Raw genomic sequence first — 13276 nt, forward strand, 5'->3', positions numbered from 1 at the left:
CAAGGCTAAATACATTGGATTATTAACGATGTTCCACATAAGTTATATCAGCAACCCAAACTTGTTCTAGATAAACAATTTCTAAATACTCTATACGGGTTTTTATGCTTTCGGAATCTGTGATGTGAATTGGTGGTTATATGATTTGTTGCGTTAAGTTCTTGAATTCAGGATTGGCTTTTAAAATTTTAAATAATTTATTTCTCCCAATGCCAAGAAATTCTAATTCTTCTTGTAGTAAATAATATAACTTTCTTGTTCCTAACCTTGGTATTTGAGTACGTATTTGAGTAACCATTTCAACAACTTGTTTGTCTATTGCTTTACCTTTTGCAACTCTTACAATGGAACAATAATATACCTGTCTGCTTACCCCAAGTAATTTATAGGAAGGACTAATACTTTGGGCCGCACTGTTCTTTTGATAAATCTATTACTCGGGTTTGTAGTTTTTTCTTATTGGAATATTATATTCTTTTTCTGCCAAATCAATCATCATATCAAACAGAATAGCTTTCTTATCTGATTGAGATACTTATTTTTTAAAAAGAGGAACTTCTTGCTCCATCTCTAATAGCTTTTGTTCAGGTGTTTTTTCCATATTTGATGGTGTTTGATTTTTCCAATCAAAATTATCATATTTTCTAAGCCAATTTACAATAGTACTCCTTGCCTGAATACCATACTCGCTGAACCCCTGTTGTGGATAAGTTCCCTTGTTTTATTAATTGAACTATTTGAAGTTTTAAACTTAAACTGTAATCTTTTTGAGTCCGTTTTACATAAATTGTTTTCATTACACTAGTTTTTTGTGTAATGCTATTTCAGGACGAGACACCATATAATTATAAAAATCTGTATTATTTTAATGCAGCTTTTTTCTTTTTTATAAGGAATAACAATACTTTTGTAAAAAAATAATATGGCTTTAATAAAATCAATATCTGGAATACGAGGTACCATAGGAGGAAAGGTAGGAGAAAATCTAACTCCGTTAGATACCGTGAAATTTGCCGCTGCTTATGGAATGTGGCTAAAAAAATCAACTAAAAAGAAAAACCTTACAGTAATTTTGGGTAGAGATGCCAGAATATCAGGGAAAATTGTAAGTGGTTTAGTTGGTGATACGTTAATTAGTTTAGGTATAAAAGTGGTGGATATAGGTTTGTCAACCACGCCAACTGTAGAAATAGCAGTGCAATTAGATGAAGCCGATGGTGGAATTATTATTACTGCAAGTCATAATCCAAAACAATGGAATGCCTTAAAATTATTAAATCATAAAGGAGAATTTTTAACAGCAGCAGATGGAGAAGAAGTATTAAATATTGCTAAAAATGAAGCTTTTGTGTTTGCAGAAATTGATGATTTAGGTGTTTTTAGAAAGAAGAAACATTATATAAATAGACATATAAATGAAGTTCTAAATTTGGATTTAGTAGCTATTGAAGCTATAAAAAAAGCAAAATTTAAAGTAGTAGTTGATGCTGTAAATTCAACAGGTGGAATCGCAATTCCTGCTTTATTAGAAAAATTAGGAGTAGAATGTGTAGAATTATATTGCGAGCCAAACGGCGAGTTTCCTCATAACCCAGAACCTTTAAAAGAACATTTAACGGATATTTCTAAATTAGTAGTTAAAGAAAATGCTGATTTAGGTATTGTAGTTGATCCAGATGTGGATAGATTAGCTTTAATCTGTGAAGATGGATCTATGTTTGGTGAAGAATATACGCTAGTTGCTTGTGCCGATTATGTGTTAGGTAAAACTAAAGGAAATACCGTTTCTAATTTATCATCTTCAAAGGCATTAAAAGATATTACAGAAAAGCACGGTGGAAATTATACAGCAAGTGCTGTAGGCGAAGTAAATGTTGTGGCTCAAATGAAAGCTACCAATGCAATAATTGGAGGAGAAGGTAATGGCGGAATTATTTATCCAGAATCACATTACGGAAGAGATTCTTTAGTTGGTGTAGCGTTATTTTTATCGCATTTAGCCGAATCAAAAATATCTTGTAAGGAATTAAGGAATAGTTACCCTAACTACTATATGAGTAAAAATAAAATTCAGTTAACACCACAAATTAATGTAAATGAAGTTTTAGAAAAAATGGCTTCTAACTATAAAAACGAAGATGTTTTAACTATTGATGGTGTTAAAATAAATTTTGATAATGAATGGGTTCATTTACGAAAATCAAATACAGAACCAATTATTAGAATATATACTGAAAGTATTTCACAAAAAAGTGCTGATGAATTGGCAGCAAGATTCATAAAAGAAATAAAATCAATCTTATAAATAATAACCCGTTGTGCATTTTGATAAAATTTCGTCAATTCGAGTGAATTTTAGCCTTTTTAGGCTTAAAATTAGTATCGAGAATAGGTTTTTTATTTAAAAATAGCCCTTCTCGATACCATTTTTTATCAAAAATTACTCAAATTGACCTAGCAGTAAGTTTAAAGAGTCAAAATGTACAACAAGTAATAATAAATAAAAATGAAAAATTTAATATTAATGGTACTTATTTTAACCAGTACTATCACTTTTTCTCAAGAAGTAGTAAAATCTCAAGATTTAAATTATAACGATGCAGGTCCAAATAAAGGGAAGTTTTTTGTGTATTGGGGTTGGAATAGAGATCATTATTCAACTTCAGATATTAAGTTTAGCGGAGCTGATTATAAATTCACTTTATATGATGTAAAAGCAGACGATAAACCAAAACCATTCGGAATTTATTTTTTAAAATTAGATGAATTAACCATTCCACAAACTAATTTTAGAATAGGTTATTTTTTAAAGGAACATTATACCGTTTCCATAGGACTTGACCATATGAAATATGTGATGCGAAATGACCAAATTGTTAGAATGAACGGTGTTATAAATACGGGTGGTGCTTTTGATGGCGTTTATAGCAATGTAGATAAAGTTTTAACTAGCGACTTTTTATTATTTGAACATACTGATGGTTTAAACTATATAAATATGGAAGTTAGCCGATTTGATAATTTAGATAATTGGTTGAAATTTTCAGTAAAAAATATAGATATTAATTTAACTGAAGGAATTGGTGTCGGAATTTTATATCCAAAAACAAATACAACATTAATGGGTAAAGAACTATATGATGAATTCCACGTATCTGGTTACGGTTTTTCTGCTCATGCAGGTTTAAATTTTACTTTTTTCAAACACTTTTTTATACAATCTAATTTTAAAGTGGGTTATATAAATATGCAGGATATTAGAACAACCAAAGATAAAAGAGATAAAGCAACTCAACATTTTACTTTTATAGAAAATATGTATGTTTTTGGAGCTCGGTTTAGTTTAACAAAATAAAATGAATTCGGATAAAAATATAATGAAAATTATCAATTAAATATTTGTATTTGAGCACAGTTCATTCTCAGCTTGATTGGGAATCCTGTTTTTCTATTAATCAATACGGATGGTTTTTTATAATGAATCCTCTATTCAAGAACTTAACGCAACAAATCTAAATTAATAGATTTGTAACTATGAAACGAAAAAAGAATAGACTTATTCATAAAGAAATAATACAAATAGAGACACTTTTAAATCAAAAAACATTTGCAAGAGTTGCGGTAATTAAACATTTGCTAAAAAGTATTCCTTATGATAAAAAATTTAAAATTTAAGTTATAATTTTCTACTAGAGCCTATTAATTCAGTAGCTTCAAATACAATCATAGATGCATTTTTATCGTGTTCTTCTACCAAGTTTTTAAGTGCAATTATTCTGTTTTTATTTATAGATAGAAAAATAATATTTCTACCATTTTCAAAATGAAGATCATCTCCTTTAATTAAGGTTCCTGTAATTCCCATTTCAGCAGTAATAGTATGTTTTAAATCGTCAAGGTTATTTGAAGAAATATGCACAATTTTGTTTTGTTTTATTCCTGTTAATACTAAATCTATAAATTTAGAAGCAACAAAAATGCTAATCATACTCCATAGAGATAATTCAATGTCTCTAAATACAATTCCCGCAGAAACAACTACAATAATATCTAAAAACAAAATTACAGTTCCAGCTCTCAATCCTAATTTTGTGGTTGCTATTTTTGCTATAATGGTACTTCCACCAGCAGAAGAATCTCCCTTGAAAATTAAACCTAAGCCAACACCTACACAAATTCCTCCATAAATAGTAGCTAATAAAGTATTTGTACTTAAAGCAGGAAAATGTATAATTTCGGCTAATAAATCAATAAAAGAGGATAGCAAAATAATGGCAACAATTGTTCTAAATGCAAATCTTTTTCCTAGGTGTTTAATACTAATTAATAATAATGGCGTATTAATTAAAAACATTAAAATCCCCGTTGGTAAATTAAATAAATAATGAAATATAATGGATAAACCTGCCGTACCACCAGTTACAATTTTATTAGGGATTAAAAATCCAACAACTCCAATTGCAGTAATTAGGCTTCCAGTAATTATAAAAGAGTAATTAATAAACTCTTTTTTAAATGTTTGCATAGATTTAATTATTCAAATAAAATAGTTGTTTTTCTGATTGTCCGTCACCCTGAACTTGTTTCAGGGTCGTATTCAATAAAACACTGGTTATCAAACGGAAATGAGATGCTGAAACGAGCCTGCCTTGCCGACAGGCAGGTTCAGCATGACGTTGTTCTTTATTATTACTAATTACGGACATACAAATTATTTTTTTCGTTAAAATTGATGTAATTTATTTATCAACTAAAACCCATTCTCCTTTTTGAATTAGTGGAATTGCTTGTTTGTACTTCAACGTTTTATTTTCACCAGACATAATATTTTTAATAGTTATGTGCTCATTTCTTCCAATTTTACGCTCGGTTCTAACTATAGTTTCTACAACTTGTGGCTGTTGCGTTTGGTTAGTTTGTGCATTTTCAGATAAATTACTATAATCTTCTTTGGTTAATTTTACATTTTCACGTTTTCTTTCCTGAGCTTGAGACACTTGATTTGCATTATTAGAAGGTAATTCACCTTTAAATAAGAAGGATAATACTTCTTTATTTATAGTATCTAACATTCCATTAAATAACTCAAAAGATTCAAATTTGTAAATTAAAAGTGGATCTTTTTGTTCATAAGTAGCATTTTGAACAGATTGTTTTAACTCATCCATTTGACGTAAATGATCTTTCCAAGTATCATCAATAATGGCTAAGGTGATGTTTTTTTCAAAATCAGTAACTAATTCTTTTCCTTTAGAATCATACGCTTCTTTTAAATTGGTAATTACTTTAAGTTCCTTGTTACCATCAGTAAATGGTACTACTATACGTTCGTATTTATCACCTTGATTTTCATAAACATCTTTAATTACAGGGAAAGCCATTTTTGCACTTCGCTCTAATTTATTTTTATAATGTTTGTAAACAACATCAAATAATTGATCGGTAAGTTCTTGTTCCGATAGCGTTTTAAATTCTTCTTCTGTAAAAGGAGAAGTGGTTGTAGAAAACTTAATTAATTCGTATTCAAAGTTTTTAAAATCACTTGTTACTTTATTTTCACGTATTAATGAATTACAAGTATCATAAACCATGTTTACAATATCTACTTTTAGTCTAGAGCCATATAAAGCGTGTCTTCTACGTTTGTAAACAACTTCACGTTGTGAATTCATTACATCATCATATTCTAATAATCTTTTACGAACACCAAAGTTGTTTTCTTCTACTTTGCGTTGAGCTCTTTCAATTGATTTGGAAATCATAGAATGTTGAATTACTTCGCCTTCTTTTAATCCCATTCTATCCATCATTTTGGCAATTCTTTCAGAACCAAACAAACGCATTAAATTATCTTCTAATGAAACATAGAACTGAGAGGATCCATTATCTCCTTGACGTCCTGCACGACCACGTAACTGACGGTCAACACGTCTAGAATCATGACGTTCTGTACCAATAATAGCTAAACCACCAGCTTTTTTAACTTCATCGGTTAATTTAATATCGGTACCACGACCCGCCATATTTGTTGCAATAGTTACCACGCCAGATTTACCAGCCTCGGCAATAATGTCAGCTTCTTTTTTATGAAGTTTTGCATTTAATACATTATGTTGAATTTTTTTAATATTAAGCATTCTACTTAATAATTCAGATATTTCTACGGAAGTTGTACCTACTAGAACTGGACGACCTAGGTTTACTAAAGTTTCAATTTCATTAATAACCGCATTATATTTTTCACGTTTTGTTTTAAAAACTAAATCTTCTCTATCATCTCTAATTAAAGGTTTATTACTAGGTACTTCAACCACATCTAATTTGTAGATTTCCCAAAATTCACCAGCTTCCGTAACCGCAGTACCTGTCATACCAGCTAATTTACGGTACATTCTAAAATAATTTTGTAAGGTTACGGTTGCATAGGTTTGCGTGGCATCTTCAATTTTTACGTTTTCTTTAGCTTCAATTGCTTGGTGTAAACCATCAGAATAACGACGCCCTTCCATAATACGCCCTGTTTGTTCATCAACAATTTTAATTTTATCTTCCATAATAACATATTCCACATCTTTTTCAAATAAGGTATATGCTTTTAAAAGTTGATTCATAGTATGAATACGTTCGCTTTTTAAACTATAATCGCGATACAATTCTTCTTTTTTTGTCGCAATATCATCTGGGGAATTTGATTCATTTTCAATTCTATGAATTTCCATACTTAAATCGGGAAGTATAAAGAAATCATCCTCTGTATCATCTCCAGATAAAAATGTAATTCCTTTATCAGTAAGTTCTATGGAATTATTTTTTTCGTCAATTACAAAATATAGGTCATTATCTATTTTAGGCATTTCCCTATTATTATCTTGCATATAGAAGTTTTCAGTTTTTTGTAATAAATGCTTAATTCCTTCTTGACTTAAATATTTAATTAAGGCTTTACTTTTAGGTAATCCTCTAAAAACGCGAAGCAATAAAAATCCACCTTCTTTAGTATTCCCTTCTTGAATTAGTTTTTTAGCTTCTGCTAAAACTCCAATTAAATGATTTTTTTGTGTGTTTACAATTCTATCTACACTTGGTTTAAGTTCATTAAATTCGTGTCTATCAGCATTAGCAGTTGCACCAGATATAATTAATGGAGTTCTTGCATCATCAACCAAAACTGAATCGACCTCATCTACAATAGCATAATTATGTGGTCGTTGAACTAAATCATTTGGTGAATGTGCCATATTATCACGCAAGTAATCAAAACCAAATTCATTGTTTGTACCGTAAGTAATATCAGAATTGTAGGCTTTTCGTCTTTCATCGGAATTAGGTTGGTGTAAATCAATACAATCTACGCTTAATCCATGAAATTCAAACATTGTTCCCATCCATGCGGCATCACGTTTTGCTAAATAGTCATTTACAGTTACTACGTGAACGCCATTGCCTGTTAGTGCATTTAAATAAACGGGTAGGGTTGAAACCAACGTTTTACCTTCACCAGTCATCATTTCCGCAATTTTACCTTGGTGTAAAACTGAACCTCCAATTAACTGAACATCATAATGAATCATGTCCCAAGTTATTTCCATTCCTTGTGCATCCCAAATGTTTACCCATTCTGTTTGGTCATCATTTAGTAGTGTAACATTATTTCTAATGGCTGAAATTTCACGGTCAAAAGCAGTAGTTGTAACGGTAATAGATTTATTTTCAGTAAAACGTTTTGCAGTTTCTTTCATAACAGCAAACGTTTCTGGCATAATTTCTTCTAAAATAGTTTCAGAAACTTCATAGGATTGATCTGTTAAAGCATCAATTTCATCATAAATTTCTTCTTTTCTATCAATGTTTGCAGTTTTAGCTTCTTCTTCTAAAGTATTAATTTTTTGTTTAAATTCACTAATTCCATCTGCTATTTTTTGTTTAAAATAAGCAGTTTTAGCTCTTAGTTCATCATTAGTTAAATTATTCATTTCCTGTTCAAAAGCTCTAACTTTTGCAACAATTGGTTGAAGAATTTTTAAATCTTTTTTCTTTTTATCTCCAACAAAAATTTTTAATACTGAATTTAATATACTCATCTTTTTTTTTCAATGTTATGTTTTATTACTCAATTTTAATGAATAATGAATTTGTGTACGAATTTAATTTATTTTAACTGGATAAGTGTTAAAATTTTCTTCAAAAATATAGCTTTTTAAACAAAAAAAAAGTCTCAAACGAGACTTTTTTAATTTTTTAGGGTTATTAATATTCATCCTCATTCCACAGGTAATCATCTTGGGAAGGATAATCAGGCCAAATTTCAAGGATAGATTCATAATTTTCGTCTTCATCTTCAATATCTTGTAAGTTTTCGACTACTTCTAATGGAGCTCCAGTTCTTATTGCATAATCAATCAACTCATCTTTTTTTGCGGGCCACGGTGCATCTGATAAATAAGATGCTAATTCTAAAGTCCAATACATAATTTTATAGTATTATTTTTTTTGCAAAAATAAATTTTTTATACAATAAAACAAGCTTTTTTATGATTTTAATTTTAAAAAAATAATTGCTAATATTTTTCAGGAATCCATTTAATTTCATCTACCTTAAAATAGCTTGAAAAATGGCGGGCTAAAGTAAATAGATAATCGGATAATCGATTTAAATAAATTACAATTAATTCATTAATAGTTGTTTTTTCATTTAATAGAGTGCAAATTCGTTCTGCTCTTCGGCAAACGGATCTTGCAATGTGGCAATATGAAACTACGGGATGACCTCCAGGGAGAATAAAATTGGTCATTGTCTCTAAATTTTTATTTAGATTATCCATTTCATTTTCAAGAAAAAGGATAGATTTAGTTGTGATTTTTGGAATGTTTAGCCGATCTTTTCCAGTTTTTAATTTTTCTTTGTTGGTTGGTGTTGCTAACATTGCACCTAATGTGAATAACTCCGTTTGAATTTTTAATAAAGTTGTTTTGGTATCATCATCAATTTTTTGATCTTTTATTAAACCGATGAAGGAATTTAGTTCATCTACAGTGCCGTAAGCTTCAATTCTAATATGATGTTTAGGAACTCGTTCTCCTCCAAACAATGAGGTTTTTCCTTTATCGCCAGTTTTTGTGTAAATTTTCATAAGGTAAATTTAAATAAATATTACTGAATTTAAATGCGAATGGTAAAATGTTGTTTAACTTGTTCTTTTCTGAAAAACACAATTCCCCAATAAAAAGTATCGATAGTTACCGTAACTTTAGGATGTTCCTTTATTTTATTCCAAGCTTGAAACATTTCTTTAGATAAATGAATATCATCAAAAATAAAAACAGATTCATTTTTAACTGTTTTTAAACATTCATAAAAATAGTTTAAAGTGGCTTTTTTAGTGTGATTGCCGTCAAAATATATCAAGCCAAAAGAATTTGAATCAATTAATTTAGGTAGCGTGTTTTCAAATTTACCTGTTATTACTTTTATGGTTGAAAATTTAAACTTCTCAAAAAGTTGTTTTGCATAATTAGCCGTATTTGGACAACCTTCTAACGTTATAATTTTAGCTTTTGGATTTCCAATTTGCAATGCAGATGAGCTTAAACCGACTGATGTACCAATTTCTAAAATATATTTAGGCTTAAAATAAGCGACTAACCGAATTAATAAAAGTGCATTTTTTGTTTTTATTCCTGCAATTTTTGTGATATCACAAACTTTTCTTTTATTGGTTTTAAATATTTTAGAACCACTTCCAAAATCCTTTACATTAAGTATTGTTTTATCATTTAATAACCACTTTTTAACGTTGTAAAATTCATTTTTTTGCTCTAATTTAGTTTTACAATTAAAACATTTAGTAATTAAATTAAAAACAAAAGGGGAATGAACACCGTGCTTATTAGTAGATTTGAATAAAAAAAGAATATATCGTTTAATTTTAAACCACATTATTAGTACATTTAAATGCGAAATTAAAAGAAAAATTATTTTAATAGGTCATTTAAAATTATATTTGCCTTAGCTTCAATAAAATTTTATGAATAGATATTTTGTTTACCTTTTAGTTATAAGTTTGTTTTCCTCTTGTGTTACTACAAAACAAATGACTTATTATCAAGGAGATCCAGTAAAAAAATCAGAACTTTATAAGTTAAATAATGCACCTTATCGGTTACAGGTTAATGATATTTTATATATCGATATAAAAGCTGATAATCCTAAAATTGTTTCTATGTTTAAAAATGTTGAAAGCAATTCTGGAAGTGCAGCTAATGTGGGAGGTAATTTATATTTTAAAGGCTATACTATTGATAGACATGGAAATATTAGAATTCCTTACATTGGAGAAATTAATGTTTTAGGATATACAACGAAAGAAGTTCGTGAAAAAATTGAAATGGAATTGGGTAAATTTTTTAAAAATCCAGCACAAATTTTTGTAACCGTAAAATTAACAGGAATTAAATTTGTAGTAACAGGTGAAGTTAATTCTCCAGGAACTTTAAATTTAGCTCAAAATGAAGTTTCTATTATAGATGCTATTGCAAATGCTGGAGAAATAACGCAATTTGGTAATAGAAAAGATGTAATTATTATTAGAAAAACCATTGATGGTGTAAAAAAATATCATTTAGATTTAACAAATATTGATGTATTTAACTCAAAACATTTTTATATACAACCTAATGATATTGTGTATGTAGCTCCATTAAAACAAAAATCTTGGGGAACAGGTACTACTGGACTTCAATCATTTTCAACGGTAGTTACCGTATTGTCTTTTTTAGTAAGTTCGGTTTTATTAGTTAAAAACTTATAGTGGTTTATGATGGATAAGCAATTTAATTTTTCCGAAAAAGCAAACGAACAAATTACAGATATTAAAGACTATTTATTTAGAATATTAGCTAATTGGAAATGGTTTGTATTAGCAATAATAATTGCATTAGCAATTGCTTACTTCTTTAATATTTCAACTCAAAAAATTTATGGTTTAAAAACAACAATTGCAGTAAAAGAAAAACAAAATCCGCTATTTGCTACAGGTACAAATATTGCATTTAATTGGGGAGGAGTTAGTGATAAAGTTGAAAGTATTAGAAAAACATTTACATCAAGATCACATAATGAAAAAGTGGTGAAAGAACTTAAATTTTATATTGATTATTTTGTAGATGGGAAATTTAGAAAGGAAGATGTTTATGGTAAAAATCCGTTTAAAATTAAATTACAACCTAATCAATATCAGTTATTAGATAATTTTATAAAAATAACTTTTCAGGATAACAATAATTTTACAGTTTCTGTTGATTTTAATGAAGATTCTAAGTATAAATTAATGAATTACAACAATGAAACTACTAAAAATTTTATCCCAAAAACATATAGTTTTAGTAAAAAATATTCTTTTAATGAATATATAAATGAACCTTTTTTAAAAGGAGAACTAATAAAGAAAGACAGCACCAGTAATTTAACGGGAAAAACCTATTATATTCAATTAAAATCTATAAATGAAGTTACTAACGAATATAGAAATATTAGAGCAAAAGGTTTATCAGGAACTTCCTTAATTGAAGTTTCATTAACTGGAGCTAATAAATATAAATTGGTAGATTTTTTAAACAAAACGGTAGAAGTTTTGGCAAAAGATCAACTTGCAGAAAAAACAGATTATGCACGTAGCACCAAAAAATTTATTGACGAACAATTTAAAAACACTTCAGATAGCTTAAAATTAATTGAAGATAATATAGGTAAATTTAAAAAGAAAAATGCCATTTATGATTTATCAGCACAAGGTGTTGAAATATTTTCACAAACTACAGGTTTAGATAAAGTTCAAAAAGAACTTACCGATAAAATTGCCTATTTAAAAAATTTAGAAAACTACATTAAAACACATACCAATTATGCTAAAATTCCGGCACCTGCAATAATTAATGTAGATGATGCTTCTATTGCTGGAATGGTAGGTAAATTAACAGAATTATCAGTAAAAAAAGAACAATTAGCTAATGAAGTTACAGCAAATCATCCTTCTTTAAAATTAGCAACACAAGAAATTGAAACCACAAGAAAGGTATTATTAGAAAATATTTCATCCTTAATTAATGCTATTGAGGTGAGTTTAGATAATAGCAAAAAAAGATTGAGTTCTTATAATTACAAGTTAAATAAATTACCAAATAAAGAGCAAAAACTTTTAAATTATCAACGGCAATATAGCTTAACGGAATCTAATGTAGTTTTTTTAATGCAAAAAAGATATGAAGCAGCCATTGCCATTGCTGCAAGTGTATCGGATATTACAGTTTTAGATTCCGCAAAAGATACAGGTCAAGGAGCTATTTTACCAAGAACTTCTTTTAATTATATGATTGCACTTTTATTAGGTATTATTTTACCTTTATTTGTAATTATAGCACTTGAAGTTTTTGACAATAAAATTAATACAGTAGAAGATATTGAGCGTATTTCACCAATTCCAATTTTAGGAGTATTAGGTAAAAATTTAGCTGAAAATAATTTAGCCGTTTTTTTAAAACCAAAATCTACCGTAGCAGAATCTTTTAGGTCGTTACGTTCAAATATTCAATTTTTAATTTCAAGAGAATTAAAAGATAAGCCTAAAACTATTTTAGTTACATCATCGGTTAGTGGAGAAGGTAAAACGTTTGTTTCTATAAATATGGCAACAGTATTTGCATTAGGAGGGAAAAAAACAATATTAGTTGGTTTAGATTTACGTAAACCTAAAATATTTGGTGATTTTGAAATTACTAATAAAAAAGGAGTTGTTAATTTTTTAATTGATGATGCTGATTTATCTTCAATCATTCATAAATCTAAAATTCCTAATTTAGATGTAATTACATCTGGTCCCGTTCCTCCAAATCCATCAGAACTATTAATTAACTCTAGCATGGATGAGATGATTAATAAATTAAAAGAAGATTATGAATATATAATTCTCGATACTCCGCCAATTGGCTTAGTTAGTGATGCTATTGAATTATTGAAATACGCAGATACTACTATGTATGTTGCCAGGCATGGTTATTCTCAAAAAGGGATGTTAAAAATGATTAATGAAAAATATTTGAAAGAAGAAATTTCAAACATTAGCATTATTTTAAATGACTTTAAAGTAAAAGCCAAATACAGATATTCTTATGGATATTCTTATGGTTATGGATACGGTTATGGTAAATATTCTAATGGATACCATGAAAATGAAAAGAAATCATTTTTTAAAAAATGGTTTAAAAAGAAAAACAGCTAACT

Annotated in this window: 12 protein-coding genes; 5 read left to right on the plus strand and 7 right to left on the minus strand. The window is 28.4% G+C overall.

Annotated features, from left to right (window positions below):
- Window positions 1-136: 136 nt before the first annotated feature.
- Window positions 137-298: a hypothetical protein gene (locus L3J60_RS03285; protein WP_291974059.1), complete on the minus strand. Its 162-nt coding sequence runs from the start codon at window positions 296-298 to the stop codon at window positions 137-139.
- A gap of 346 nt (window positions 299-644) precedes the next feature.
- Entirely contained in the window at window positions 645-797 is a 153-nt protein-coding gene (locus tag L3J60_RS03290; RefSeq protein ID WP_291974060.1) for a hypothetical protein, read from the minus strand.
- Between the two features lie 125 nt (window positions 798-922).
- Here L3J60_RS03290 and glmM point away from each other — a divergent pair, with 125 nt between their 5' ends.
- The 3 genes from glmM to L3J60_RS03305 all read left to right on the plus strand — a co-directional run bounded on the left by glmM (window position 923) and on the right by L3J60_RS03305 (window position 3675).
- Window positions 923-2305, plus strand: a complete 1383-nt coding sequence (gene glmM, locus L3J60_RS03295) for a phosphoglucosamine mutase (RefSeq protein WP_291974061.1) — start codon at window positions 923-925, stop codon at window positions 2303-2305.
- 201 nt (window positions 2306-2506) lie between these two features.
- A complete protein-coding gene (locus tag L3J60_RS03300; protein ID WP_291974062.1) occupies window positions 2507-3355 on the plus strand; it encodes a hypothetical protein in 849 nt (282 codons plus the stop codon).
- Window positions 3356-3534: 179 nt separating this feature from the next.
- Window positions 3535-3675 (plus strand): hypothetical protein, encoded by a 141-nt coding sequence (locus L3J60_RS03305; RefSeq protein WP_291974063.1) that lies wholly within the window; start codon window positions 3535-3537, stop codon window positions 3673-3675.
- Window position 3676: 1 nt separating this feature from the next.
- Here the strand turns inward: L3J60_RS03305 and L3J60_RS03310 are convergent, their stop codons facing one another.
- The 5 genes from L3J60_RS03310 to L3J60_RS03330 all read right to left on the minus strand — a co-directional run bounded on the left by L3J60_RS03310 (window position 3677) and on the right by L3J60_RS03330 (window position 9937).
- Window positions 3677-4525, minus strand: a complete 849-nt coding sequence (locus L3J60_RS03310) for a YitT family protein (protein WP_291974064.1) — start codon at window positions 4523-4525, stop codon at window positions 3677-3679.
- 214 nt (window positions 4526-4739) lie between these two features.
- Window positions 4740-8081, minus strand: coding sequence for a preprotein translocase subunit SecA (gene secA, locus L3J60_RS03315; protein ID WP_291974065.1), 3342 nt, complete (start codon window positions 8079-8081; stop codon window positions 4740-4742).
- Window positions 8082-8247: 166 nt separating this feature from the next.
- Window positions 8248-8469, minus strand: coding sequence for a DUF2795 domain-containing protein (locus tag L3J60_RS03320; RefSeq protein ID WP_291974066.1), 222 nt, complete (start codon window positions 8467-8469; stop codon window positions 8248-8250).
- An 89-nt stretch (window positions 8470-8558) separates the two neighbouring features.
- A complete protein-coding gene (locus L3J60_RS03325; RefSeq protein WP_291974067.1) occupies window positions 8559-9131 on the minus strand; it encodes a cob(I)yrinic acid a,c-diamide adenosyltransferase in 573 nt (190 codons plus the stop codon).
- Between the two features lie 29 nt (window positions 9132-9160).
- Window positions 9161-9937: a class I SAM-dependent methyltransferase gene (locus L3J60_RS03330; protein WP_291974068.1), complete on the minus strand. Its 777-nt coding sequence runs from the start codon at window positions 9935-9937 to the stop codon at window positions 9161-9163.
- A gap of 154 nt (window positions 9938-10091) precedes the next feature.
- Here L3J60_RS03330 and L3J60_RS03335 point away from each other — a divergent pair, with 154 nt between their 5' ends.
- Window positions 10092-10808: a polysaccharide biosynthesis/export family protein gene (locus L3J60_RS03335; protein ID WP_291974069.1), complete on the plus strand. Its 717-nt coding sequence runs from the start codon at window positions 10092-10094 to the stop codon at window positions 10806-10808.
- A 6-nt stretch (window positions 10809-10814) separates the two neighbouring features.
- Window positions 10815-13274 (plus strand): tyrosine-protein kinase family protein, encoded by a 2460-nt coding sequence (locus L3J60_RS03340; protein WP_291974070.1) that lies wholly within the window; start codon window positions 10815-10817, stop codon window positions 13272-13274.
- The last annotated feature ends 2 nt before the right edge of the window (window positions 13275-13276 follow it).

It is taken from the genome of Lutibacter sp. (genome assembly GCF_021647475.1).
Classification (GTDB): domain Bacteria; phylum Bacteroidota; class Bacteroidia; order Flavobacteriales; family Flavobacteriaceae; genus Lutibacter.